The sequence below is a fragment of the Actinomycetota bacterium genome (assembly GCA_013152275.1).
Taxonomy (GTDB): Bacteria; Actinomycetota; Acidimicrobiia; order Spongiisociales; family UBA4744; genus BMS3Bbin01.
The window spans coordinates 19,670-43,982 of the sequence record JAADGS010000026.1 but is presented as its reverse complement, the minus strand read 5'-3'; the positions used below and the strand labels follow the sequence as shown (position 1 = coordinate 43,982).

Here is a 24,313-nt window from a genome sequence, read left to right as displayed (position 1 = left end):
CCGGTGAACTTTGCGGACTGCACCCGGCAGACACGATCGTGGTCACAGACACGAGAACCGCGACTGAGAACAGCTTGATCCTCGGCCGGATGAACCTCAACATGACCAACCGTCCAGGGGCCTGGCAGGCGTTGAAGCGGGCAGTCGTGGCGCACACTTACCGGGAGTCGGGTCGCAGATCTGAGTTCGCATGCCGTTGACGGCACGGCGAGGACAGGCCGCGAGACCCGTTTTGCCGCCATGCAGCCGGCTCTTCCCCGTTGATGGACTGCGTGGCATCAGAGGCGCGATTCCACAGCGGTCCCCACTCGCGAGAGGGAAGAGCTCCATCGCCCTGAGAGTTGCAGCCACGTGTGGATGGAGAAGGTATCTCGTATTCGTCAGCACTTCCAGCGGAGTCTCCTGTTCGTAGCTGGACATGACCCGCTCACCTATGGACCGTCAGCCACGACAGCACAGTCGATCGCCCGTGCGACCGCGACAAGGTCCTCAACGGCAGTCTCCTGTGACGCGAACGAATCCGTCCAGATCTGGTATGCGCCACAGAGTTGTCGCAGGCTGGCGGCGCCTCCGCTCACTCGTCCGATGGTTGCGGCATCCCACACGGTGACCGGTCCGACGTCCGTCTGCACCACGTCACCGTCGGGCATCTGATCGAGTCCGAACAGAAACCCAGAAGGTGCTACCGGAGCAGGGTCGTAGAACGCCCAGAGGGCTTCAAGGTCGCCGTTCCGCGAATACACCACCGCCGAATAGGGTGCACCGTGTGGCAAATCCCAACCAGGATCGTCGAAACCGTCAAGGGTCAGCACCACCTTGGTGATCCGATCCAGAACGGTCTCGGCCCGACCTGTGCCCGTGGCGACCGAAGTCGTCGTCGACCCGGGAGGTTCGGTCGTGGCTACGGGCGTCGTCGACGGCGGGAGCACCAGGATCGAGCCGTCGTCGTGGAGGGGTATGGGGGAGGCTCCGTATTGTTTGTATGAGTGGCCTCCCCAGACGATGACACCCTCACCGGTGGCTATGAGACCGCCAACCCAACGGGTCCCGAGACTGTCGGGTGCGAGACGGTCCCACGTGTCGGTGGCCGGATCGTACGCCACACCGACCATCGGGGCTACCCCAGGCATGCCTGCCACAGTGTGTCCCCAAAAGACGACCTTGGTGCCGGTCCACACTGCCGGAACCGTCGAGAGGTTCACCGGGGGTAGTGCCGTGAGGCGCCACTCACCCAGATCCGGGTTATATGCAGCCAACGGTGCCGGCTGGTCGGGAACCCCGTGGGGCGAGAAAAGCACCTCGGTGCCGGTCCACACACCCACATACACCAAGCTCGAGCGGACACCGGGCGGATCGGGGATCTTGACCCACGTGTCGGTAACCGGGTCGTAGGATGCCCAGCCCAGGTCACCGTCGGTGGCGTCACCGGCCCCACCGATGATCATCTCTCGTCCCGTCCACACCCCAACCCCAGGGTCCTTCCCACCCAACGGAGACGGCGCCAGGACACGCCACGTGTTTGTCGCCGGGTCATAGGCGGCACCGTCGTCGTCGGCGACCTGCATCCCGTCGCGCTCGACCATGCCACCCCAGACGACCAGTTCGGTGCCGGTCCACACATTGAACATGGACGAGCGTCCGCCGATCGGCGCTGCAGGGATCGGACTCCAGGTGTCGGTGGCCGAATCGTACGCGAACCCGTCATTCGCCAGATCAGGCACCGTCGAGTCGCCCATCGTGCGATCGCCGCCCCAGATGAGCATCCGGGTGCCGGTCCACACCGCAGCCGGGGCCCTGCGTGCCTCCGGTGCAGCCGACATCGGACGCCACACACCTCTTGACGGGTCATAGATGTCACCCGTCGCCTGCGTCTCCACCGGGCCCAGCGGGTTCCCCCACACCAACAACTCTCGACCGGTCCACACCGACACATGCCCAGACCGCGCAACCAGGCCGGCCGGCATCGACTCCCACCGACCGATCACCGGTAATGGTGTCGTCGTGGAGATGGAAGGGTGCGTTGTGGCCATCGTGGAGGTCGTGGTCACAGGTAGCGTGGTCATCGAAGCGACCGAAGCCGGCCCCGTCGCAGGCGGCACGCTCTCGGCCGAAGCACAGCCGGCAGCAAGCATGGACACGACCGCCAGAGCGACCAGCGATCGTGCCCGAATGGACCCGGCGCCCGCAAGAAGCCTCACCCGACCCGTATCACCCCGACCAAGCTTCACCTTGTGCCCCCTGGCCGCCGGCGCCACAACAACCGCGCCCGCCAGATGATCTCCCCTTCGTGAAGCGCGTGCCCTGTTCATGTCGTCCCCCACTCGGTCTGCTCCGGCCCGACACGATCGCCACGGCCCAGATTCCTGCCGACGAACGTCAACGTCTGTATCTCCCTTCACCCAAGTATTCGCCGGACACCCGGTATCGGTTCCCTGGACGGCGCCCACGATCCGCAACCGTCGCCGCCATCTCGATGCACGGGCATACCTCTCCGCTCCCTACTCGCCATCAGGGTCGATGCCCCGGTCGGTGAGGATCGCTTTGATACGCCCGATCCTCGCATGCAGTTCACCGGCCCCCTGCGCGGCACCCATGGCTTGATTGAGCTGCACCGCACCCCAACCGTCGCCGGCGGGAGCGGCCGTACCGGCCCCACCCTGGGTTACCACGTCGATCTTCTGACGGTCCAACTGGCCCAAACGTTCCCGCAGCGACGCCAACTCGGTCAGAAGATCTTCGCCGGACCGGTCCAGGTCCCAGTCGCGGGCGAACCTGGCGGTCTGCTCCCGCAGAACATCCTGGCGTTTCTGAAGTTCGAACCGCTCCCCAAACGCGTCGGACGACAACTCGAGCAGGCGCTGCTGCACCTCCGCGAGTTCGGCCAACAACTCATCCAGGCTCTTGGCGTCATCGGTCATATTCGCTCCTCGCCTATGCCTCTCATAGTACCTGGTGCCATGATTCTCGGTTACACATGGAATCGAGCCGTTCCCTGGCAGACGTGCTTCTGTTCAAGCTCCCGCTCTCTGGCGCCGGACACGAGAGTCGCACACACACAAGCTCCACTCAGTCCCGATCCCTCCATAGGCGAGCATCCGGTGAACCGTCGACCTGGTAGAGGAGTCGACCGTCACCAGGCCCGTCCATGAGGTACACGCCCGGAGCGTCGGCCGCAGCACCGCATATCCCCTCCCCCCACGCGAGGACCAGTGCGTGACCGTCCGAGGTCCATCCGAGACCGAACGACTCCGGTGTCTGCGACCAATCGGCCGAGCCGTCGTAGCCGACAGGATCTCCGCCTGATGCCGGAGCGAAGAACGCCACCGGTATCTCACACTCGGCGCTCCACTGCAATAGCAGTTCCGACCCGTCCGGAGAGACCTCACCCCACCGCCAATGCCCCATGGGGAGCTCGTAGTCACGCGCCGCACTCGGCACGAGCACATCGCCGCCGAGCGTCCGAATCTCCGAGATGTCGGAGCCCGACTGGTCACCGGAAGATGCACCGTAGGACATACAGGCGAGGTAGAACCGGCCGCCGGCCCGGTCGATGACGTCACATCCGTCGGCCAGCGTCATCTCAGACTCGGCAGTCAGATCAATGACAATGGAAGTGTCCCCGAATGCGGTGACCACGTCCCGATGGGCAGACATGTCGAAAGACGTCCAGTTGGTGGCCGCGAACACCACGGTGTCGTCCCGACGGATCTCCCAGCCGTCGTCACCAACGATGAGCACGTTGCCGTCGGCGAGGGGCACCCCGGCCCCCTCGCGGAGACCGTCGCCGTCGAGAACCCACAGGCCGTCGTCGGCGTCTCGGAGCACGATCGGGCCTGGAGCGAAGAAACGGTTGTCGATCCGGTAGCGATCGAGATGGCCCATCACGGTCCCGTCGAGATCGATGAGCACGATGAGCCCATGAATGTCGACCGCCACGCCCTCTCCGGGCAGCTGCACGACGGTATCGGGGCCGAGCAGCGGTCCGATCCGCAGACCGTCACGACCTGCCCGTATCAGAGCCCACACCGTGTCCATCGTCGGCCCATACCGGGGATCGGCTGCTTCGTCGGATACCAGGGCCGGCTTGCTTGGCGATCTCGTCGAGTGCCGCCACATCCCCGGAACCCGCCGCGATCCCCTCTGCTCGTTCGAGAAGGCCCTCGAGGCGGCGGGTCGCTTCCTTCGTGTCGAGCACCACCGTCGATGTCGTCGACGTCGTGGTGGGCAGGACCGCTGTCGTGGTGATCGCCGGAGCCGACGTTGTGGAAGTGGTCCCGAGAATCGTTGTCGCAACCTCACTCGAGAGTGTCGTCGGAGTCTCCGCCGTAACGCACGCCGACAGCACCATCACAGCGAAGGCCAGCCATCCGATCACCCACAAGACACCCCCGATCGGTGGCAATCCCCTCAGCTTGTGTTCCTCCAACGGATCACCCAGGCTTCTGTCGACATCGTCCATCACTTGCTCCACACCGTCAATCGACCGGGGCCACGACCGTTCCCCGCATCGGGAAACACACCTTCGAACTCATCGTCGCGTGCCTTTGGCGCCGGCGCTGAACGCGACCGTGATCCAGCCCAGATGCGGTGGATGCCCGCCACGGGTTGCAGCCGGCCGCTCACGAGGGAGGGCCTTGCCGGATCGCAGTGGCGGGTACGAGATCGTGGCATGCCATCACCGTCAGAATCCACACAACATCAGGAGGCAGCGGCTTGCCTACGACGTCGGTTGCAGCATCACCCTCTTCTTTGGCGACCGTCCAGTCCCAGGCGCCGTTGTCGCATCCGCGCCGGGCGACCCGCACCCACTCTTCGGTCGGTGCGGTGATACCTGTCATGTTCACGCCCGTCAGCATCAACTGGTGCGCCGTCTCGGCATCGACAGTGATCGGAGAGGACGCAGGCGACGATCCGCAAGAGGCCACAAGCATCCCGAACACGACAGTCACCGTGACGAGGAATCGCCACCAGGTGGTGGATTTCAGGCTCACCGGCTTGCGGCGGCGATGCATGTCCATTGTGCGATCATCACCTCTTCTCCTCCTTAGACGAGCCGGCGGCTACAGAAGATCCCCTCTTGTGCCTTTGACGGGTTGGCGCACCGCCGTTCACCTGGCTTCGTCCCTCGAGTATCACCCTCGGATGTCATTGCGCTAGTTCGTGTCTGGACCTATTGATGTATTCGCCGCAGGATGCTTTCGGGTTCCCGCCGTCGGCCCTGGTACGCCGTCACGGGTTCGTGTCGAGGTTGTCGACGATGGTCGGGATGGTGTAGGTGGAGGCGCTGATTTGGGTCCCGGCAGGGATGCCAAGGTCGAGATAGTCTTCGAGCAGCGTGCTGGTTTTCGCGATGAGGTGTCCACGAGCGTCCAAAGTGATCGTATCTCGCATCGATGGCGGTCGGTTGTAGGTGACCGCGAGGGTGATCGACCCGTCGGGTGCCTGATCGACGAGCGTGACGGGGAGTTGGGCGAAGACTTGCATGAGTGCTGCCCGAAGGTCAGGTCCGGGGTCGGCTTCTCGGAGCAGGTCGGTGGCAAGGTCAAAGACCTGGATGTCCAGCGGTAACGTGCTGCCGCCTTGCCTCACGTAGGCTTCGAGAGACTCGCGAAGTCGCCGGGGATCGGTCGGCCACTCGACGTCACCGTACGAGTCGGTAACACCGACGAACTGCCGGGGCAACGTCTCGCCAATATGATCCCTCTTGTCGAAGCCGTGTGTGTAGTAGGCGGCCTCAACCTCAGGGCTGAAGAAAGCAGGCCGACGGGTTGTGGTGCTCATCTGCACGAAGCCGGTGTCGTTGCGCCAGAACTCTCGCGTCGTCGGCACGAGATAAGCGGCATGTTCCTGGGCGAGACCCAACACGTCGCCTTGTGTGATGGCGAGCTGGACGTTCACGGAGCGCGTATACAGGAACGACCCTTCGGGGATCTCCTGCGGTGTTGCCAGACGGGCCGCGAACGCGATCTGATCGAAAACTGCCTGCACCGGACTCGGACGGGCCACGAACACGCCGGTTATGACAATCGCCAGTGCCGCAGCCGCCAACGCCGGCACCAGCCAACGGACTCGACGAAACCCTCGCCGCGCCGGCCGTTCGCCTGCAATCGCTTCCACCAGCCTGGCTCGAGCCCGCTGCTCCTCCTCGACCGTCGGAACCGGATCACCGCCCAAGCGTCGAAGCAGCTCAAACGGGTCCCCGCCGTGATGTGTCATGGTGTACCCATATCTGACTCGCCTCTACCTAATTCGCCGAAACCGTCCAACAGGTTCCGAAGTTTCCCCCCTGGCCCAGCTCAACCGTGACCGCACCGTTCCCTCCGCGATCCGGAGCGTCTCGGCGATCTCTCGATACGACAGACCCGCGAACACGAACAACGACACCACTTCTGCCTCTTCGCGCCGCAACCCCCTCAACGCCCCGCCGATCGCATCCCGCGCCGCCGCGGCATCGACCCGTCCGGCAGCATCGGAAGCAAGATCCGGGACGGTCTCCGGGTTGCCGAGTCGGCGGTTCGCCCGACGAGCGCGAGCCTTGCTGCGGTAGTAGGTGCCGACCAGATGCGGGGCGATACCCAACAGCCACGGGCGAGCACTCACATACGCAACGTCGTAACGTCGCCGCGACTCGAACGCGCGCACGAACACCTCCGCGGCCAGATCCGGACCGTCCGACGGGCCGACCGCCCGCACCGCGTACGCGTACACGAGGCGGTGGTTGCGCCGAAACACTTCACCGAAACGTGACGCGTCGCTCCACGACGCCTCGATCAACTCCGCATCGGTAACGTCCGTGCCCACCAGACATATGCTGGCACACCCCTCCCGGCAGAGCGACCGTCATCCGGCCAGGACACCCGCATGCGAGACCATCTCCCCCCGGCCCAGACGCGACCCTCCCGCACTCCCCCGCCGGCGACCCACACCCCGCCACACCCTGCAGGCTGCAAGAACATCGGGCGCACATCCGCAGCCGAGCCGACGCGCCGAAGTGCAGAACGCGACCTGCTCCATCCAAGGAGTCCCCTGTGCGGCACCCGGGGCCCAACCCACACGTGTGAACAGAACCACGCGAGATCGACACGCATCATCCCCCAACAGAGGAGCGCGTATCCTGGAACCCAAACGGGCTCGGCAGCGAATACACCAGTAGCCGCCCTCGACAGCGACGCCAAGGTCCGCGCCAACCCGCCGGCGGACCGAACTGACGGGAAGGAGCGAGTGTTGTATGTGAACCGTTTCTTGCTGGGCCTGGTGGTGTCAGGGTTGATTGTCGGATGCAGCCCTGCAGAGGTTTCCGAATCGACGACGTCGGCCTCTGTTGTCGCGTCGACGACGTCGGCCCCGCCGGCTGAGGCCGAGCATCTCCGAGAGAGGATCGTCGAACTTGCAGCCGAGGTGACGGGATTGCGCACTCGGGTCGCCGAGTTGGAGCAGACCCTGCAAGACAGCCGAAGTGAGACGGAGAGGATCAGCGCTCAAGAGGCCGAACTGCGAGGGATCTTCGAGTCGGCCCAGGTGGCATGTGAGGCCGAACGGGTCCGCTACGAGGAGGAGTTGACGCAACTCAGAGGGCTTGCCTCGCTTCCGGACACCCCCGAGGTGCGTTCAGCCGTCTCCACTTTGGAACGGTTCCTCTCCGCGATGCGGACGGGCGATTACGCCACCGCCGCGGAACTCTATGCGGGCAGCCTCGACACCGTGATCGACTGGAACCCGACGGTTGATGCTTCCGATCACGTCGCCCTGCTGGAGGCCGCCTGCAACCAACTGCTCTGCGACCTTCGTGTCCGGCGGGTGCTACCTGGCCTGATCACCGGTGACAGCTACCAGTTCTGGGTGGAGTTCGAGACCAGTGCCGGCGTGCCGTTCACCAGAGGACCATGCTGTGGCGACGATTCAAGCGGTCCGCCCGAAACCCAGTTTCCCTTCACCGTCATCGCCCAGGACGGTGGCTTCCGAGTCACCACCCTCCCCGTGTATGTGCCCTGAATCACATCCTCAACCCACACGCAGTGGAGACCCGGCCATGGTCAAGACGAGCCACCCGATCGAGACCGGCCTGTAGATGAGAAAGCTACCCACACGGCCCCCCGACCCACCACCGCCAGAAGCGGTCGATGGCTCAAGGGAGCCATCGATCTCTGCGTGCTCGGCCTCCTCGAAGACCGAGAGCGCTACGCCTGCAAGATCGCCGGAACCCTCGAGGATGCCGGTCTCGGACCAATCAAAGGTGGAACCTTCTACCGCTTCTCTCCCGGTTGGCACAGGACGCTCCGGTCTCCACGACGTGGAAGCCCAGCGATCAAGGTCCGGAACGCAAGCACTACGAGCCGACCTGCCAGGGACCAGACGTGCTGCAGGCCGCCGGCCCGTATTGGTGCGAGCTCGCGACGCGTGTGACCGCCGTGATGGAAGGAACGACCTGATGACTGACGCCGCCCGCCTGTATTTGCACCAGCCCGCCACCCGGCTCGGCCATTCGGGTGTGGACGGGCGTGCCATCGAGGAACTCATCGCCGAGCTCGTCGAGCACCTCGACGACAAGGACACCGCCCCGATCGGCGAGTTCGGTCCGATACCCGAACTCGCCGTTCAGCTCATCGACGAACGACGGGTTGGCAGGCCGGCCCGGTGGCGCCGGGTGGCGCTTCCCTGCCTCGGCGCAGCACAGTTGGATCCGGCAGTTCGACACCCTGGAGAGATCGCCGCCGAGGCGTCGACGAGACGCCCCAAACCGCTGACGAGCCCTGCCAGGATTCCGGGACACTCGCCCTGGGAGTCGGGCCGGTCGGGAGTAACGTGAGGTGGCAATGACACGCTCGACATTGTTGGCGCTCTTGTTTGTGGTAGCCACTGCCTGCGCTGCAGGCCCGGGAGGCCCGAACAACCTCGGAGCCGACACATCGGCCACGGCGTCGACGCCGAGCGATGCGACGGTTGAGCGTGATCATCCCCCGGACCTCGTGGTTGTCGCCGGCGACGAACGGCTCACCCTCGCCGCCATCAGCTACTGCTGGTCAACCGGCGGCGAAGGACAAAGACAAGTGGTGTGCGCCGACGGGCCGCCGCCGGATCCGCTCCCCAGTGTCACGCTCGCCGACACCGCCGACCTTGCGATGATGTTCCCGCTGCCATGGGTGATCCAGGCGCAGTTCCTGCCAGGAGGTGAGTACTGCAGCGGCGGTGCCGTGGTCCGTGTCGATCCGGCAGGAGCGCCGGTCGAGCGGCCGGGTCCGACCGGCACCTATCGGATCGACGTGTTCGGTCGGGGCGATCAGGGCGACGCCTCTTGGGCCTTCGAGCTGATCACCACGACAGGCGGGGAGCCGCCACCCCCGTACGCCCAGGTGTTCTGGTATCCGTCCGGCCGAGACCTCGAAGCAGATGCCCCGTTCTCCGCACTCGTCGGCAACATCGCAAAACCACCGGCCGGCGTGACCGGATCCGTGATGGTCACCGCCGGCAACGGAGCGTCACGACAGTTCGACCTCACGGCGGGACAGACGGGCAACTGTTGGGAGGGCACGGTCAGCCTGGACGCACCGGCGCACTTCACCGCCGACGTCCTCGATCTTGGACCTTCCCCCTACGATGCGACCGTCACTGCCACCATCGATGGGTCCACCATCATCAGCGACCCGGTTCGCTGGCCCGATGACTTTCCGTCCAACAGCAACGAATCGTCGCTGCTGGCAACGAGCATCGACTCTTCCTCGTTCCTTCCCGAAGACTTCGACCTTCCCGAAGGTAACGAACCGGTGGCCCGGTTCCCGTTCGGTGACGGGTTCGTCGTGATGATCAAGGACGAACAGCCGGCCGCGACCTACTACTGGGCGGCAGAGCTGTTCACCGGCGGCGGCGAAGGGTTCGTTGGTGGCGAGCCGGGCGAGACCTGGCAGGGCTGCTACCGAGTCGACTACTCCAACGCAGGCTACGCCATCGTGATCGTCGAAGATCCCGACTGGAAAGTCACCGTCGGCGGGCAACCGGTCGATGTCACGGCTGCCGGTGACGTCGCCATGGGCCTTGTTGAAGGCACTTTCGACCGGCCCCCGCCCGTTACGGTGACAAACGACGTCGGCAAGCCGGCCTGCTGAACCCCCGCGTTGGGCTGGCATACTCATGGTGTGCGATACAAGAGCCGGGGATCGTGGATCGGGTCGATGGATGCGCCGTGTCCGGTCTGCGGGTCGGAAGGACAGACAGCCACTTCGGGCCGGTGGGCACGGTTGAGAGGCCGGCTAACGCACGGCCGGTTCTCAGGACCACGGTTTCGATGTGTCAACGGTCACCAGTGGGCCTTTGGGACGGCCGGCCTGCTGACGGTCCGGTATTTCCAGTCGTTCTGGCCATACCGGGCACTGCAGATAGTGTTGCGGCACCGAACCATCGAGCTGGTGCCATTGTTGTGGATCGCCGGTACGGCCGTCGGGGTCGGCTTGGGAGTCCTCGCCCAGGTGACCGTCGCGTGGCCATGGTTTCCGGTGGCAGTCGGGTGGCTGGTCGTGATGTGGCTGGCGGTGCTCACGACCGCACTGCGAACATCCGGCCGAGAACGTTTGTGGACCGAGTTGGTGCAGACCGTGAGCCCGACACGAGCCGAGCAGTTGGAGACGAAGCGGCTCGTGAAGGCAGTCGAGGCCGCCCCAGGGCCACCGTACGGTCTCGCGCAATGGGACGGCCTGCGCTCGCCGGGTGGCCATGGCTGGGCCTCACCGGTGGGGTTACAGCGCATAGAACTCATCTATGGAGAGCCACCTGATGGGCCGTATCTGCGGGTGGACACGCAGTGGAAGCTGCCCGGCCTGCCCGCTGTCGAACTTGTCAAAGCAGACGTCACCCGCGGCTTGTGGCACGACAGCTTCGGACCGCCGCCCGAGAGCCTCTCACCCGACGAGGCAGCCCGGTGGGCAGCCCGGCGCTACGAGGAGTTCGAGCGCCGCCCCATCCCGGTGTGGGATCACTTCCAGCTATCGATCGACGACACGATGCGGGACGGTCAGATGCTGGTCGACGGCAACAATTGGGCCGCGGTGGTCGATCTTCCCGACACCGTCGTGACCCTCCGCGCCTGCGGTCTGCCGGCGGGCGACATCGCGCTCACCCCGGTGGAAGACCTCACCCCCTTCATCGAAGGCACCACCGAGCTACGAAACCGCAGCCGGAGGCGGCACCACCCGGATGCGTCACCCGATCCGCAGCAGGATCGCCCCCCACAGGAGGGATAGTCCCTCTTCGCGACCATACGAACATCGGCGGCCTCGTCGGTCCGCGCAGCTTCGTTCCACATGAGCAGGCCGCACAGGCGCATGGCGTAGGCCATTGGTGCATGTCGGCTGCCACCGCAATCGAACACGCATGACATCTCGTGCCTCACCGTCTCGGAAGCAGTCCTGACACGCAAGCTGTAGCGTTTCAACGGCACGACTCCGGACGAGCGCACGGCACGAATACGATCGGCCCAAACTTCGGAATCCGCGACATGACACAACCCCGGAATACGAATCCCGGCGGCAATGATGCACACAAGATCAACACCCAACCCGGAGCCCGCAGCAGAGCCACGGTGTCGGGCGATCAACGCCCCGGTGGCACACGAACGAAGAGAGCCGGCGGTATCCCGCCGGCCCCCAAACCTTCGATCGGATCGGTTCAGCCCTCGACGGTGATCGGTAGCGACATGCCGGCCTCGTAGTGGCCCGGAACGTGGCACGCCAGCTCCAGCGGACCCGCCAGGTCCGCCGTCGTGAATGTGTAGTCGAATGACTCCGTGGCGCCCGGGACCAGGTCCTCTGCCTCGACCATACCTTTGGCGATCTCATCGATCGCTTCCATGTCGGTGGAATCTGTCGGCTCCACCAGCATGACTTCGTGCGCGATGGCACCTTCATTCGTGACCTCGAAACGGTATGGCACCCCCACCTTGAACGTGGTCAGATCGGAGGTGATCGTCATCTCGTTGGCAACGACATGCACGACCACCGGGCCTTCCGCGGGTGCCGCCGTCGTGGTCGCTGCCGCCGTCGTGGTCGGTGCCGCCGTCGTATCCACGGCAGCGTTTCCGCCGCAGGCGGCGGCGAGCACCGCCAGCACGGCAACAATCGCGAAGATTCTCAGATTACGCATGGGAATAGCTCCTTACCTTCCGTTCGAAGGAACGTACAGGAAACGAGCGGCTCCTGGTAGTCACCCGTTTGGGACGAGACCATCACCCGTTTGGGCGATGGGGGCAAGGCGGAAAGACCCTATTCGATGATTCCGATTCGTAACCCGACCGCGACGGCCTCCGCCCTGCTGCGCACTCCGAGGCGCGCGAACACGTTCTTGAGGTACGTCTTGACGGTCGCTTCGGACACGCCGAGATCCTTGGCAATCTGCTTGTTCTCACAACCGTCGGCGACGAGCTGCAGGACCTGACTCTCTCGTGGACTCAACGACGGCGTGTCCTGCTCTTCGGAACCGTGCGTGAATATCGACAGGAGAGGGCCCATGATCTCTCCTTGAATATACGCACCGCCCTCCTGGACCGCCTTCAGTGCCCTCAGAAGCTCGTCACGTCCAGTGTTCTTGAGCAGATAGCCTGACGCCCCCAGCTCGACGGCGCGACGCACGTAGCCCGGATCGTCATGCATCGAGAGGATGATGACCTTTGTCCGGGGGTGGTCGGCAGAAATCCGATCCAAGGCTTCGAGTCCCGTCATGCCGGGCATCCGAAGGTCCAGAAGAACCACATCGGCCTTGACCGCCTCCAGCGTCTCCAAGAGGTCTTCACCGTTCTCGGCTTCTGCGACGATCTCGACATCGGGGTGATCGGACAACATGAACCGTAACCCCTCGCGCACGATGCGGTGGTCATCGGCGATGACGACCCTCATGCGCCCGGCTCCGGAAGTGGCACCCATGCACGAAAGACGGTGCCTCCCTCGCGACGAGGCCGCACCTCGATGCCTCCGCCGATCGATTCGAGCCTCTCCCGGGTCGTTGTGAGTCCAAGACCTCGAGGGCCCTTCACTCCGAACCCATCATCAACAATCTCCATGATGACCTCCCGGTCTTGCTCCCACACGCCAACCGATACCGAGGCTGCCCCCGAGTGTTTTCGGATATTGGTCACAGCTTCCTGAGCGGCGCGCAGCAGTGCCGATCGCGGGATCGGGTCCGGCTCGTTGCCGAGGTTCACCGACAAGTCGATGTCGAGCCCCGTCTCTTGCCTGGTGGCGTCCAGAAGCTGGGCCAAGGCGGCTTCCAGCCCCAAGTCCTCGGCAAGACCACGATGGAGCACCCGCAGTTCGGTGCGCAGCGTTGCGTCGATATCTCGCACGATCCCCTCCAGCCGATCCAGTTCGCTTCGAACCGGGCTGCCTGCGGGAAGACGTGACTTACCTCCTTCCAGTCCGTAGAGAAGTCGGTAGAGGGGCTGCCCGATATCGTCATGCAGGGCACCGACGATGCGTCGCCGCTCGTTCTCCTGCGCCTTCAGGATCTCACCAACGAGCGACTCGACCTGCCTCCGACGGAGGTTGAATGCGCGGGCACGAGCAAGCAGAAGAGCAAGCATGAAGCCCCCGAGCAGCAACAACCCGCTGCCTATCGTGAGCCATACGTTGACACCCACCCTCTGCAGGGTCTTCTGCAGCGTATCGATCCGCTGTTCGACCTCGAATGCCCCGATGATCTCACCTGCCGGGTCGTGATAGGGGATGTAGAACTCGATGAGTGAACCGACGGAGCTCTCATCGGCGTGAGCCGGATCCGAGGTGTCTGAGATGTTGTACGTCTGCTCGCCGCGCAGTGCAGAAAGGGCCGGCGGTGAAAGCTCGAATACCGACCCGACCAGGTCCGGATCGTCCGAATACAGGATCGTGCCATCGGGCGCCCAAAGTTTGACACGGAGTGTCTCTCCACCGATCAGCCGAAGTCGAACCTCCTGATCGAACGCCTCATAACTCGCACCGCCCGGTCCCGATGAGGGGCGAAGGTGTTGGGCCTCGATCTCCTCGATCACATTGGCCAAGATCTGCCCTCGCGCCGCAAGCAGGTGTCGCCGTGTCGCATTCTGAATCGAGAACCCCAGAACGATCGTGACAACGAGAGAGAGCACGATACCGACGAAGGCCAATCTGCCGAGGCTCCCCACCTCGCTCCAGTCCGCCCGCACGGAGTGCACGACACGACGACGCCATGATCTGCTGCTCATCGGCTCGATAGTATGCAGAGACCTGTTTCAAAGCGGTCGTATCCGACGTGGCCCCTCACCGTGGACAGACGCGCCGCAGCAGGATGACTCTCCCCCGTTTCCCCCGACACGCATCGTCTGAGGCCTACGGATCGGGGGAGAAGAATGAGGTGATACGTGCACCGTTCCCGTCGCAGTCTCCGTCGGAAGCCGGCGGGTTGACGGAACGGCAGCCGAAAGTTATTCGGCTTCTGGCTCAGGATCCGAGTGCCTTGGAGTCGGATTTGCGTCCATGGATGGCCCAGGCCGACATCGATGAAGGCGTCGACCACGTCCCTGTTGAAGGAGCCACGTCGGTTGCGTAGGGGGAACCGCGTAGCGGGGACGGAGCGCGACCTGCCCTATCGAGCCGCTGGATCCTTCGCCTGGGAGAGGGCCGGGAGGATGTGATCTTTCGGCTCGAGGATATGGACAAGGTCCGGCTTTCATTCCAGTTCGTGGCATACCCGGTGCGTCGACGCCACGGGAATCCGCGCCGGCAACAGACACCCCGGGCCACGGCCAAGCCGACGGCGATGCCGGCGAGGAAGTCCAGAGAGCCCACGCCTCGGCTACCTCGTATCGAAGTCGACACCACGGTCGGTCAGGATCGCCTTGATGCGTCCGATTCTTGCCTGAAGTTCGCCGACCCCCTGGGCGTCGGCGATGCCTTGATTCAGGCGTATGGCTCCCCCACCATCGCCAATCGGCCCGATGGAGCCGTCGGAACTGAATTGCTGTGCGGCGGTGTTGATGCGCAGGCTGTCGATGCTCTTCACGCGTGCCTGGAGCGAAACGAGCTCGGCCAACAAATCTTCACTGCTGCGGTCCAGATCCCAGTCCCGGGCGAACCTGGCCGTCTGCTCCCGAAGGGCGTCCTGACGTTTCTGAAGTCCGAACCGCTCGGCGAAAGCGTCGGACGGCAACTCGAGGAGACGCCCCTGCACTTCGGCGAGTTCCTCCAACAGATCATCCAGGCTCTTGTCGGTATCGGCCATCACTCACCCCCTGGTCTTCCCTCGTGATAGTACTTCGTGCCATGACCGTGTGCGCAAGAGCGAGCCAAGATCAGGATCTTCACGTGGTCCTTGCCGACGCGGCACTCGACACGGGCAGACGGCTCCCCGCCGATCATCTCCCCCGACGGTGGAGCGCGCCGGGCCGAAAGGCTGCGCGAAGCACGGACTGTAACTTTTGTACCTTCCTGTTCGTCTCCCTGGTATGAGGCGAACGATCACAACTGCCGGAAGGTATCGAGGAGACGTTGATCGCGAAGCGCCGGCGTCCTCACCTACCGTGTCCACGGCAGTGCCCGGTAAAGGAGGGGGATGCTGGAGAAGTTCTACCGGGATCACGCACGGGCGATCTACGCGTACCTGGTCTCGCAATGCCGGGACCCCGTGTGGGCGGAGGATCTGATGCAGGACACGTTCGTGCGGGCCACTCGGGCGCTCGCCGGGTACCGGGGCGGAAGCCCACGAGCCTGGCTATTTGCGATTGCCCGCACCACCTTCCTCGACGACGTCCGCCGTCGCTCGCGAAACCCAACGAGCGACGAACCGACGGATGTGGCGGCCTTCGATCCGGATATCGCCCAGCAGATCACGGTCCGGACGGTGCTGGCCAATCTCCCTGAAACACAGCGGTCGGCATTGATTCTCCGTGACCAACTCGGACTGTCGTACGAAGAGGTCTCGGGAGTTCTGGGCAAGAGCCTCGGCGCAACCAAAGTGATCATCCACCGGGCACGGGCGGCATTTCGGACCGCATTCGAGAAGGAGGCGTGAGCGTGGAACATCACATTGCTCGTGACCTGCTCGAAGGCTACGTCGAGGACAGCCTCGAGCCCGGCACGAGAGCCGAACTCGAAGAACACCTGGCCGGGTGCGATGAGTGCCGAAGCATCCCGGACGGCGTGGAGGCGCCCGTCCATCTGGGGAACACGATCGGCCGGCCGGCTCAGCCATGGGATGAGAAGCAGTTGCGAAAGACGATCCGCCGAACCCTGTTCCGGCTCGTGTTCGATGCCATCTCCATCTGGATCATCGGTGCAGTGGCGCTGACAATCCTGTCGGCGTTCGCCATCCAGCCTCTCCTCGTCGATCGCGGCGACCGGATTCGTGCTGCCGCGATCGCGACGTGGGACCTGCCCGTCCTCTCCACACCCGGAGCCCGGGTGTCGGGTTGGCGCAACAACCCGACTCCTTTCGGCAGAGACCTCGCTGTCGATCTGGTCCGTCCCATCGGCGACGCCACACGCCCCCTCGGTACGTTCAACACGCATCTGGGATTGGTCAGGTTCACCGGCGAAAACGGCTCACCGCTCCTCCCCTACTTCGTTGGGGATGGATCCCGCCCATTCACACCCGAGCGACTACCTGCGGACACCGTCGTCACCGTGCAGCTGCAGTGGTGGGAGGACCCCATCAGCATTTCCGAAGCCGAGGCGCTCCAGCCGGCAGAGGGCGAGGCACGCATCGTGTGGGTCGGTTTCGACGTGACTCCTGCCCTTCCACCAGACCCGCTGCACCCTTCCTTCGAGATGCTCGGGTACGAGACGTGTGGAGAGCCGACCATCCTCGATTCCGCGGTCGGCTATATGACGTCCGGGTCTTCGGGAGGCGGTGGCCGGCTCGGCTGCCGCCCGAACGGCGGAAGTAGCATCACCTCTGCCCTCCAACAGGTGCGTCGCGCTCTCGACAATCTGGCATCACATCCCGAACTGATGAAAGCAGGGGGTCCGACTTCGGAGGCGCTCAGCAATGCCGACGCCGTGGCGGCGTGGCTGGCCGGTAATGATCCGGCCGTCGTGTCGCTCGTTGTCACCGGACCGACCGAGAACGTCGCCAAGATCATGGAAGCGTCAGGTGCCGACACAGCGACTCAACTCGACGTCGACTTCTGGAACTGGGAGGGCTAGACCATGAATCACAGCTCGCCTGTCGCAACGCCACCGAAGACGGCCGGCGTGCTGATCATCATCGGTGCGGTGATCTTTCTCGGATTGGCGATCGTCGTCGGTCTGCTGTTCTGGCTCAACGGCGTGCCTCCGCGACAGTTGGAAAACGTCCCGGCAGCGCTGGCGTGGGCGGCGTTGCTCTCGCTTCCCGCGTTCGTCGCGCTTCTGGGTCTGCGCCGGCGTGATCCGCGCATACTCTGGCCGGCGATCGTCACGGGCCTTGTACCAACGATTCTCACCGTCTTCTCGGTCGGCCTCGTCCTGGTGATCCCGGTGTTGGTATGGATACAGGCCGCATTGCGCTGGCCAAGTCCACAAAGTGCACGCTCCTGGCGGCGCGACCTCCTGCCGCTCACCATCCCGATACTCGCAATCCTCGCCGGCCTCACCTTCTTTGCCCACCAGGACCCGGCCTGCTGGGACTCCACCAAAGGGGCCGATGGCCACGTCACCTACACGAGGACTGCTTTGAACGGCGCCACGGGGAGTGAATGGTTCGCCGGAAGCGAGTCGACTTCGATCTCCTCCGGAGGCGACGGCGTAACCGGGTCGATATGCACCAGTGACCGCGTTACGTCGCTGGAGGGGCTCATCGCCCTCGGGTTCATCGCCGGGGCGGGAACCGTGGCACTGAAGACCACACGGCCGGCGACGGCTCCCCCGCCCTAGCGTGTTGGCAGGCGGCATCCCGCCGGCCTCGATGCCGACAGCCGCCTTGTGCACAACGCAAACACTGCTCCAGGCGGGATGACCGCGCGATCACCGACCGTGTGAGGCGACTTGTGTTTCTCTCCAAAGGTGCGGGATCTTGCGGTGCAGTCCGGTTGCCGGGTGCCTTTTAAGGGTGTGAGCAGGCAGGTTGTGACAGAGAACTCCTTTCCGGAATTCGTGCAGCGAGTCGAGCCGATGCTCCGACACGGTCTCGTCGCGCGTTTCGGTGCGACTGCCGGCCGGGAAGCAGCAGTGGATGTGTCGGCGTGGGCGTGGCCGCGTTGGGATCGTATCCGCGAGATGACGAATCCGGTCCGCTACTTGTATCGTGTCGCCGTCTACGCCGAATTCCGAGCCACGTTCAAAGATCAGCCCTCGATTGTGGAGAACGTCGACCCGGACACTCTGCCGCTTTTCTATCGTGTGGATCTGACGGACCTTCGAGACGGTAGAGCGGTCGTTGCGGCCGGACCACCTCCCGGGAGTCCGGAAGGTGGTCCACGCAGGTTTCGACCGATAGTCCGACACGAATGTGTGTCGGTTCCTCGTAGTCGGATTCCTCGCGCTCCTGCATCGACACCGACTTCCATGCGAACTACAAAGTAGGAAATACGAAATACGAGACGCGTGCCTCCGGGGCACCGTCACCCGGCGGACTCCTATACGGCTCGCTCGGGACGCTGCAGAACGGGCGCGAGCCAGTCTGAGCACAACACGCCTCGTCCGACGGTGAGCACGACCGCTTCACGCCACGTCTCGGTCTCTTCCCCGGATGGCTCATACCGCACCGACCAGCTCACCTTGCGGATCGCCTCGTCGAGGCCCCACATCGTGCGCGCGATGAGGGTCTTTGCCCGGTCGGTCACAATGAGCGCAGGCTGCTCACCGAGGTGTGGGATCGCGGCGTAGGCATGCTGCAGGCACACGCCGCTCGAGCGTAGGTACCAATCGCTTCGATCCGTGTCGAGAAGGTAGGCATCGAGGAGTGCGATGCCACGGTCGACCGCGGTCACGGCTGCGACGCACGCCACGCACTCCTCCTCCACGAGGATCCTGCGGAACTGGACTTCGCGACTGCGTTTCGGGAACGCGCGTTCCAACCATCCGCGAAACCTGCTGCGCGACCCGTTGCCCGATCGTCCCTTCCGATCGGATTGCGCGGCCCCTTCGACAAGCGCCTCGAGTCCCCCGAGGCTCCTGATCCAGGTGCGACGGATCCGCTGCATCGTCCGGGCCGAAGCTTCCGGATCGTTCGCCGCGGCATCCCACAGGTGGGCGGGGCACAGCCGGGCAAAATCATCCTGGTCCCGGTCGGTTCGATCCGGATGCCCGAGCCATCCGATGACGTTCTCCGACGCCTCACGGCCTGCCAGACAGAGAGGGCACCATCCCTGGGCAAGTGCACGATCGGCAGCGTCGAACGAGAGCACGGCCGTGGCATCGGTATCGCAACGTTCAGGCCTCCGAAACGTCTCGTCGTACCCGTGACCGATCGCGGTGTGGATCTCGGCCTGCGATCCACCGTCACCTGCTCGCACTCGATCGACCGTTGCACCCAACCGCTTCAGAGCCTCGGGCAGAATCCCTTCCTGCGCCTGCTCGAGGAGCATCCGGGCATGTGGCAGACATGACAGGGCGTCCGGGTCCAGACGTGTCTGCTGATCTCCGCTCCACAATCCGCGACTCAGCAGGCGCAGGACATACGCCTCCGTCTCGGCCTCGATGCGGCATGCAGGGCAGTCGAGACGCATCGAAGCTCCGAGGCCGGCACGCCATCCTCGCAACACGAACTGGAACCCCCGGGCCGTGCGTTCCCCCTGCTCGTGAAGAAGCAGCTCACGAGCGTGCCTGACGCAGTAGCCGCCTCCCGTTCCCAGTCGGGTCAGGAACGCCCCATCCCCGAGTTTCTCGGCGAACACCCAGAACCAATGTCTCTGGCGGGCCAGGGACACTTCGCTGCAGACGGGACATTCGTCGGTCGGCCGGGCTGCTCCTTGCCCCGACTCCGAGTTGCTCATGATCCCGACTCCGCGACGGCACCGTACACGGGAGAACCGACGACGAGGTGGACGGCGCGTGCCCAGGCGTCCTTCTCGTTCCCCAGGGGTTCGTCGGCCCGTCGATAGTCTGCGTGATCGATGAGACGCCGGAGCTCGGCTCGAATCGAAACCGACCCTCGTAGATACACCGCCTCGAGCCGCTCATGATCGAGCCCCCGAATCTCCAGCCCTCTCGAAAAATGAGGAAAGCACAGGGCAGCTCCTCCGAGATGTCGATCCAGATCGGTATCCGGTTCGGAAGTCGCGATGATGCGGAGGTAGTTGACGGCCACATCGTCGGCGACCGTACAAGCCCGACATGACGGGCCGGATCTCATATTCAACCAAGAGCGGGAAGGTCTGCGTCGCGAACTCGCTCCCACGGTGACGATCTCCTGCTCGATGTGATCCAGCAAATCTTCGTAGAGGATGGCCACACCGAGCGCCTCACTTCGCGCCGCCGCCACCTGCAGGAGGGCCAAAGAGTGTTCCCGACAGAATCCGTGGTCGCGCCGGAGTCCTTCCCGGACCTCGGCATCGTTCACGTTCTCCCAGAGCAGGCTCTCCAAGTACCTCGCCGCGGCACCAACCGACCCTCGACAGACCGGACATCCGCTCTCGGCGAGATCGGCCAGGAGCTTCCCGTACCCGATCATGCGTTCCACGGATCGCGCCATTGCGATCGGCCTCCTCGAAAGTACTCCCGGCCCGACAAGTTTAGGTACGACGTTCGGAGACCTCGTCACCGTCGCCGGTGGTCGGTCACGGTCCGAAACGCACGAACGACTTCTCGTAGAGGCTCGCTTCACCAGGATCGGCCGGTGGCAGCGGACCGACGGTGAAGAGCACCACCCGGTTGTTCTCGCGGTCGGCGAGGGCGAACGTACCTTCCGGGCCGATCGCCATCTTCTCCGGGAAACTGAGCGTGTCCTCCGATTGCCCGGCGGCACCGAACTCGGAGACCAGCTCTCCCGTCGGCTTCAACACCACGATGTGTCCTGTGCCGGCGCAGTGATCCTGGGCTCGAAACGTGTCGGTGACGTAGACGAGACCATCCGGGCCGACCACAACCGATCTTGGAAGCTGCCAGAAGCCGACGATCTTGCCCTCCTCGTCACGCTTTCCCGAGACCCAGAGCACGTTGCCGTCCCCGTCGAGGGCAACCACGCGCCGGTTGAGGGTGTCGGCAACGTACACGTTGCCGGTTGTCGGGTCGATGGCGAGGGCATCGGGGAAGGCGAAACTACCCACGTCCGATCCTCGCGTGTCACCTCCCCACCGATCGACGACGTGCCCGGACCTGTCGAAGAAATACAGGCCATCGTTGGAGGCAACCACGATCTGGGCTCCGCGAACGGCGACATCGTAGGGAGAGAACCCGTCGGGACCGAACACGGCAAGGTCCTGGTCGCCTGCGGGCAGGCTCTTCACGTAGTGTCCGTCGGCCGAGAAGACCACCACTTCTCGTCGCGTCCAATCCGCCACGTAGAGACGCTCGAAGTCGCTGCCGAACGCCAGGCCGTAGGGACTGTGGAGACGTCCCTGACCGCCGTCATCACCCACGGAGCGAACCAGCTTCCCGTTGGGACCAAACTCGACCACTCGGGCGTTCCCCGTATCGGAGATCCACACATTGCCTGTCCCGTCGAAGGTGACCGCGAGAGGTTGAACCAGCAACTCGGCCGGTTTCGTTCCGTATCCGTAGATCGATCGGGTGATCTCCATGGGACATCCCGCCACGGCAACCGGCATCGAGGTGGGCTGGGGACGTAGCAGCCAGATGAGCATGACGAGCAGGATGACCGCCGCTACGCCGAGAAGACCGATGAGGACATAGAGCAGGCGGTGAATCGTGGCCTGCCCCAAAGGCCGCCTTTCCCGCTCGAGCGACGGTTCTTGTGGCGATTCCATGCCGTGGTCCTTCACGGGGCCGCGACCGAAGGTCCGAGCCCGTGCGGCGTCCGAGCGAAACCGAAGTTGGCTTCGAAGAGAACAAGCGCACCGGCTGCTGCCACTCCGTAGAACGGTTCGACTCCTTCCGCGCCGCTCCGGACGAGTCGTAACCTTTCGAGGGTGCCGACGAGGAGGCCTCTGGAAAGCCCGATGCTCGGACTGCTACCGCCACTCATCGCTCACAACCACGATGTCCGCCTCGCTCCGGCGCTGCTGCAGCCAGGTACCGAACGCCTCGTCCCGCATCTGCTTCGTCACCTTGTCCTCGATCGAGTTGCGGACCTCGAGAAAGGGCTGCACCTTGCCATCCACGGTGAAATCGGACTCGTGAGCCCGGTAGTAGGCGCGCAATTCGTCCTCGGTGGGAGCAACCGCAGCCGTCACTTCCTCATAGACCCTGGAACCGACGAGCTGGAGTCGGATCCTCCTCTCGAGTTCGGTTTGATCGATGCCTTGTTCCTCCAGGAAACGCCTCCAGTCGGCTTCGGAAGGAAACTTGCTGCGCAGGGAGTCGAGTGACGCGTCGACGTCCTGATCGATCACCTCGATGCCGGCTCGACGTGCTTCCTGCTGCATGAGAACGTCGTCGACGAGTGACTGGAGTACCAACGAGCGCCAATCGGGTCCGAGAGTCGAGGCGATGTCCTTGTGCACCGCCGCAATCCCGGCGATCCTGGCCTCGGCCTGGGACTCGTGGATGGGTACGCCGTCGACCTTGACGATGACGGGGTCACGCACCCCGGTTCGATACCAGATGGCAGCCGCCAGACCCGCCACCACAATGAGAAGCAAAGCAGCGACCGCCACTAGACGCTTTGTCATCGTTGACCTCCGGTACGCAGCGGTTTCTTCTCGGATGGGTTGGATGCGTGGTTGGAGTGGCGCCTCGCGTGGCAGGCGTCAGTATGACAGCTCATGCATACACCAAATCCTCTCGGCCCGATGCCTCCCGCCCATGGATGGCAGGCCGGTCCCGGCGGACGCCTGAGGGCATGGCACCTCGACATGGACGCGTTCCAAGAGTTCTGTCGGCCGCGGGAAAACGAGTGACCCGTTGAACGAACTCTGTGACGAGAAGGACCGACGAGATCGTGCGCCAACGGCTCCGGGCCCGGGGCAGCATCCGAGACAGGAGACATCTCCAGGAGCCGAGGCCTGTGGGAGGTCGGTCTCGGGGTCGATCGCGTGATGGAAGACACGCCTGATGCTTGACGGTCTGGAGCGCGGCCGCAAACTCGTAAGAATGATCGCCTGCTGCCTCAGGAATGCAACCATCCGACGCGGTGCTTCCGGACCATGTCACCCGCCAGTCTCGAGAAGGCGTGCCCGATCGGCATCGAGGTTCTCGATACCGTGAAGATGACACTGCACGCACGTCGCCGGCTCATGGCAAGCAAAGCACGAACCGCCGCCCTCGGCTCCAACCACATCTTGGTGTGCCTTCACCCAGGGTTGATCCTGGGGTCCTCCAGAGTGGTGACACGTGTCACACTTGTCGCGACTCTTCACGTCGATTCCGAACGAATGGCATTTCGCGCACACGTCGGAACCCGCGTCGAAGAACGCCAGGGCGTGTGGTTTTCCGTCCCAGCCTTTCGGGTGAGGCATCTCGACCCCGTGACAAGCATCACAGAACGTCGTTTGTGAGTGACAGGTGGTACAGGAGGACTCGACATCCAATACACCGATGCCGTGCGTCGTGCCCCAATCTGTCGCCTTGTGGCTCGGAGGCTTGGGCACCACGGAGAGAGGATGACACGCGGCGCAGGGAATCGGGAAGGCGGCAGCCGCACCATGACAGCTGAAACAGGCCTCCATCGTCGGTTTGAAGGTTATGCGACCAACGTGGGTCTCGGAAGGATGACAGGAACCGCACTCCACGGCGCCGGCAGCCGCCTTGTGCTGCGCGTGCGTGAAGGTCAGCGTCGGCACCTGACCGGAAAGGAGAGCGGCGTCGAAGTCGGCGTGGCACTCGGTGCACCCTGCAAATGCACTGTTGTCGACGACGGTCGTCGAAGTCACCGGCGTATTCCCGTTGCGGGACCGCGAGACGACGAGTACACCGGCGACGGCGATCGCTCCGATCACCACGACAACGGACAGGACCCTACGCAGGTTTCGATGGCGCGCCATGGAACTCTCAGCCGCCGCGAGGAAGGTCGATCACATCTCGCCTCCCCCTCGATTCGGTGTTGGCGTGGAAGCGACCGGGATCCCGCATCGAGCCGGCCGAGGCGGTAGACAGCGATCGAGGTCGCTCGACCTCGAGGACGCAGCGGAGAGCATGCCCAACTTCTCGTGTCATCAACTTCGCCGCCTCCCTGTCTCGATCAGGAGTTCTTCTCGTCCCCGTCGGGTCACAGTCCACAGTATCTGCGCTCAGCCCCCCTCCATGGGGCCAAAGGACCCGAACCGATTGGCCGTTCGGCCGGA

25 protein-coding genes are annotated in these 24,313 nt (G+C 64.2%); 8 read left to right on the top strand and 17 right to left on the bottom strand.

What is annotated here, in order from left to right:
• Positions 1-431: 431 nt before the first annotated feature.
• The 7 genes from GXP34_03110 to GXP34_03080 all read right to left on the bottom strand — a co-directional run bounded on the left by GXP34_03110 (position 432) and on the right by GXP34_03080 (position 6,801).
• Positions 432-2,063, bottom strand: coding sequence for a hypothetical protein (locus GXP34_03110; protein NOY54954.1), 1,632 nt, complete (start codon positions 2,061-2,063; stop codon positions 432-434).
• 435 nt (positions 2,064-2,498) lie between these two features.
• On the bottom strand, positions 2,499-2,918 hold the full coding sequence (locus GXP34_03105) for a hypothetical protein (GenBank protein ID NOY54953.1): 420 nt from the start codon (positions 2,916-2,918) through the stop codon (positions 2,499-2,501).
• 148 nt (positions 2,919-3,066) lie between these two features.
• On the bottom strand, positions 3,067-4,026 hold the full coding sequence (locus tag GXP34_03100; GenBank protein ID NOY54952.1) for a hypothetical protein: 960 nt from the start codon (positions 4,024-4,026) through the stop codon (positions 3,067-3,069).
• Positions 3,998-4,459: a hypothetical protein gene (locus GXP34_03095; GenBank protein NOY54951.1), complete on the bottom strand. Its 462-nt coding sequence runs from the start codon at positions 4,457-4,459 to the stop codon at positions 3,998-4,000. The genes GXP34_03100 and GXP34_03095 overlap by 29 nt, the downstream gene beginning before the upstream one ends.
• A gap of 160 nt (positions 4,460-4,619) precedes the next feature.
• Positions 4,620-5,018, bottom strand: coding sequence for a hypothetical protein (locus tag GXP34_03090; protein NOY54950.1), 399 nt, complete (start codon positions 5,016-5,018; stop codon positions 4,620-4,622).
• Positions 5,019-5,229: 211 nt separating this feature from the next.
• Complete coding sequence (locus GXP34_03085) at positions 5,230-6,216, bottom strand: hypothetical protein (GenBank protein NOY54949.1); 987 nt, start codon at positions 6,214-6,216, stop codon at positions 5,230-5,232.
• Between the two features lie 24 nt (positions 6,217-6,240).
• Positions 6,241-6,801 carry an RNA polymerase sigma factor gene (locus GXP34_03080; protein NOY54948.1) on the bottom strand — a complete coding sequence of 187 codons (561 nt, stop codon included), beginning with the start codon at positions 6,799-6,801 and terminating at the stop codon, positions 6,241-6,243.
• Between the two features lie 420 nt (positions 6,802-7,221).
• Here GXP34_03080 and GXP34_03075 point away from each other — a divergent pair, with 420 nt between their 5' ends.
• The 5 genes from GXP34_03075 (at position 7,222) to GXP34_03055 (ending at position 11,231) form a co-directional block, all read left to right on the top strand.
• Positions 7,222-7,992 (top strand): hypothetical protein, encoded by a 771-nt coding sequence (locus GXP34_03075; protein ID NOY54947.1) that lies wholly within the window; start codon positions 7,222-7,224, stop codon positions 7,990-7,992.
• Positions 7,993-8,261: 269 nt separating this feature from the next.
• Positions 8,262-8,429: a hypothetical protein gene (locus GXP34_03070; protein NOY54946.1), complete on the top strand. Its 168-nt coding sequence runs from the start codon at positions 8,262-8,264 to the stop codon at positions 8,427-8,429.
• A complete protein-coding gene (locus tag GXP34_03065; protein NOY54945.1) occupies positions 8,429-8,806 on the top strand; it encodes a hypothetical protein in 378 nt (125 codons plus the stop codon). The genes GXP34_03070 and GXP34_03065 overlap by 1 nt, the downstream gene beginning before the upstream one ends.
• A gap of 7 nt (positions 8,807-8,813) precedes the next feature.
• The gene (locus GXP34_03060; protein NOY54944.1) at positions 8,814-10,100 is read left to right on the top strand and encodes a hypothetical protein; all 1,287 of its coding nucleotides are present in this window, start codon (positions 8,814-8,816) and stop codon (positions 10,098-10,100) included.
• Positions 10,101-10,400: 300 nt separating this feature from the next.
• The gene (locus GXP34_03055) at positions 10,401-11,231 is read left to right on the top strand and encodes a hypothetical protein (GenBank protein NOY54943.1); all 831 of its coding nucleotides are present in this window, start codon (positions 10,401-10,403) and stop codon (positions 11,229-11,231) included.
• A gap of 424 nt (positions 11,232-11,655) precedes the next feature.
• Here the strand turns inward: GXP34_03055 and GXP34_03050 are convergent, their stop codons facing one another.
• From GXP34_03050 to GXP34_03035, 4 genes are all read right to left on the bottom strand, one after another.
• Positions 11,656-12,129, bottom strand: a complete 474-nt coding sequence (locus GXP34_03050; GenBank protein ID NOY54942.1) for a hypothetical protein — start codon at positions 12,127-12,129, stop codon at positions 11,656-11,658.
• A gap of 119 nt (positions 12,130-12,248) precedes the next feature.
• A complete protein-coding gene (locus GXP34_03045; GenBank protein NOY54941.1) occupies positions 12,249-12,878 on the bottom strand; it encodes a response regulator transcription factor in 630 nt (209 codons plus the stop codon).
• Positions 12,875-14,200 (bottom strand): hypothetical protein, encoded by a 1,326-nt coding sequence (locus GXP34_03040; protein ID NOY54940.1) that lies wholly within the window; start codon positions 14,198-14,200, stop codon positions 12,875-12,877. Before GXP34_03040 ends, GXP34_03045 begins: the two co-directional genes overlap by 4 nt.
• A 590-nt stretch (positions 14,201-14,790) precedes the next feature.
• Positions 14,791-15,216, bottom strand: coding sequence for a hypothetical protein (locus GXP34_03035; protein ID NOY54939.1), 426 nt, complete (start codon positions 15,214-15,216; stop codon positions 14,791-14,793).
• 330 nt (positions 15,217-15,546) lie between these two features.
• On the opposite strand from GXP34_03035, the gene GXP34_03030 reads away from it, so the two are divergent.
• Genes GXP34_03030 through GXP34_03020 form a run of 3 tightly spaced genes read left to right on the top strand, consistent with a single transcriptional unit; the run spans position 15,547 to position 17,846 of the window.
• The gene (locus tag GXP34_03030; protein NOY54938.1) at positions 15,547-16,005 is read left to right on the top strand and encodes an RNA polymerase sigma factor; all 459 of its coding nucleotides are present in this window, start codon (positions 15,547-15,549) and stop codon (positions 16,003-16,005) included.
• Positions 16,006-16,007: 2 nt separating this feature from the next.
• Positions 16,008-17,138: a hypothetical protein gene (locus tag GXP34_03025; GenBank protein ID NOY54937.1), complete on the top strand. Its 1,131-nt coding sequence runs from the start codon at positions 16,008-16,010 to the stop codon at positions 17,136-17,138.
• Positions 17,139-17,141: 3 nt separating this feature from the next.
• The gene (locus GXP34_03020) at positions 17,142-17,846 is read left to right on the top strand and encodes a hypothetical protein (GenBank protein ID NOY54936.1); all 705 of its coding nucleotides are present in this window, start codon (positions 17,142-17,144) and stop codon (positions 17,844-17,846) included.
• 701 nt (positions 17,847-18,547) lie between these two features.
• On the opposite strand, the gene GXP34_03015 is transcribed toward GXP34_03020, so the two are convergent.
• The 6 genes from GXP34_03015 to GXP34_02990 all read right to left on the bottom strand — a co-directional run bounded on the left by GXP34_03015 (position 18,548) and on the right by GXP34_02990 (position 24,013).
• Positions 18,548-19,906, bottom strand: a complete 1,359-nt coding sequence (locus tag GXP34_03015; GenBank protein NOY54935.1) for a hypothetical protein — start codon at positions 19,904-19,906, stop codon at positions 18,548-18,550.
• Positions 19,903-20,604, bottom strand: coding sequence for a hypothetical protein (locus GXP34_03010; GenBank protein NOY54934.1), 702 nt, complete (start codon positions 20,602-20,604; stop codon positions 19,903-19,905). The genes GXP34_03015 and GXP34_03010 overlap by 4 nt, the downstream gene beginning before the upstream one ends.
• Before the next feature lie 85 nt (positions 20,605-20,689).
• Positions 20,690-21,838: a hypothetical protein gene (locus tag GXP34_03005; GenBank protein NOY54933.1), complete on the bottom strand. Its 1,149-nt coding sequence runs from the start codon at positions 21,836-21,838 to the stop codon at positions 20,690-20,692.
• Positions 21,839-21,849: 11 nt separating this feature from the next.
• A complete protein-coding gene (locus GXP34_03000) occupies positions 21,850-22,056 on the bottom strand; it encodes a hypothetical protein (GenBank protein NOY54932.1) in 207 nt (68 codons plus the stop codon).
• Positions 22,043-22,702: a hypothetical protein gene (locus GXP34_02995; protein ID NOY54931.1), complete on the bottom strand. Its 660-nt coding sequence runs from the start codon at positions 22,700-22,702 to the stop codon at positions 22,043-22,045. Before GXP34_02995 ends, GXP34_03000 begins: the two co-directional genes overlap by 14 nt.
• A 477-nt stretch (positions 22,703-23,179) precedes the next feature.
• On the bottom strand, positions 23,180-24,013 hold the full coding sequence (locus tag GXP34_02990) for a hypothetical protein (protein NOY54930.1): 834 nt from the start codon (positions 24,011-24,013) through the stop codon (positions 23,180-23,182).
• Positions 24,014-24,313 lie beyond the last annotated feature (300 nt).

What these genes read in the sequence shown, in the direction of transcription:
- GXP34_03110 (NOY54954.1), bottom strand. Translation starts at nt 2,063, where the DNA reads ATGACCACGCTACCTGTGACCACGACCTCCACGATGGCCACAACGCAC.
- GXP34_03105 (NOY54953.1), bottom strand. Translation starts at nt 2,918, where the DNA reads ATGACCGATGACGCCAAGAGCCTGGATGAGTTGTTGGCCGAACTCGCG.
- GXP34_03095 (NOY54951.1), bottom strand. Translation starts at nt 4,459, where the DNA reads ATGGACGATGTCGACAGAAGCCTGGGTGATCCGTTGGAGGAACACAAG.
- GXP34_03090 (NOY54950.1), bottom strand. Translation starts at nt 5,018, where the DNA reads ATGGACATGCATCGCCGCCGCAAGCCGGTGAGCCTGAAATCCACCACC.
- GXP34_03085 (NOY54949.1), bottom strand. Translation starts at nt 6,216, where the DNA reads ATGACACATCACGGCGGGGACCCGTTTGAGCTGCTTCGACGCTTGGGC.
- GXP34_03065 (NOY54945.1), top strand. Translation starts at nt 8,429, where the DNA reads ATGACTGACGCCGCCCGCCTGTATTTGCACCAGCCCGCCACCCGGCTC.
- GXP34_03060 (NOY54944.1), top strand. Translation starts at nt 8,814, where the DNA reads ATGACACGCTCGACATTGTTGGCGCTCTTGTTTGTGGTAGCCACTGCC.
- GXP34_03050 (NOY54942.1), bottom strand. Translation starts at nt 12,129, where the DNA reads ATGCGTAATCTGAGAATCTTCGCGATTGTTGCCGTGCTGGCGGTGCTC.
- GXP34_03045 (NOY54941.1), bottom strand. Translation starts at nt 12,878, where the DNA reads ATGAGGGTCGTCATCGCCGATGACCACCGCATCGTGCGCGAGGGGTTA.
- GXP34_03040 (NOY54940.1), bottom strand. Translation starts at nt 14,200, where the DNA reads ATGAGCAGCAGATCATGGCGTCGTCGTGTCGTGCACTCCGTGCGGGCG.
- GXP34_03035 (NOY54939.1), bottom strand. Translation starts at nt 15,216, where the DNA reads ATGGCCGATACCGACAAGAGCCTGGATGATCTGTTGGAGGAACTCGCC.
- GXP34_03030 (NOY54938.1), top strand. Translation starts at nt 15,547, where the DNA reads ATGCTGGAGAAGTTCTACCGGGATCACGCACGGGCGATCTACGCGTAC.
- GXP34_03020 (NOY54936.1), top strand. Translation starts at nt 17,142, where the DNA reads ATGAATCACAGCTCGCCTGTCGCAACGCCACCGAAGACGGCCGGCGTG.
- GXP34_03015 (NOY54935.1), bottom strand. Translation starts at nt 19,906, where the DNA reads ATGAGCAACTCGGAGTCGGGGCAAGGAGCAGCCCGGCCGACCGACGAA.
- GXP34_03010 (NOY54934.1), bottom strand. Translation starts at nt 20,604, where the DNA reads ATGGCGCGATCCGTGGAACGCATGATCGGGTACGGGAAGCTCCTGGCC.
- GXP34_03005 (NOY54933.1), bottom strand. Translation starts at nt 21,838, where the DNA reads ATGGAATCGCCACAAGAACCGTCGCTCGAGCGGGAAAGGCGGCCTTTG.
- GXP34_03000 (NOY54932.1), bottom strand. Translation starts at nt 22,056, where the DNA reads ATGAGTGGCGGTAGCAGTCCGAGCATCGGGCTTTCCAGAGGCCTCCTC.
- GXP34_02995 (NOY54931.1), bottom strand. Translation starts at nt 22,702, where the DNA reads ATGACAAAGCGTCTAGTGGCGGTCGCTGCTTTGCTTCTCATTGTGGTG.
- GXP34_02990 (NOY54930.1), bottom strand. Translation starts at nt 24,013, where the DNA reads ATGGCGCGCCATCGAAACCTGCGTAGGGTCCTGTCCGTTGTCGTGGTG.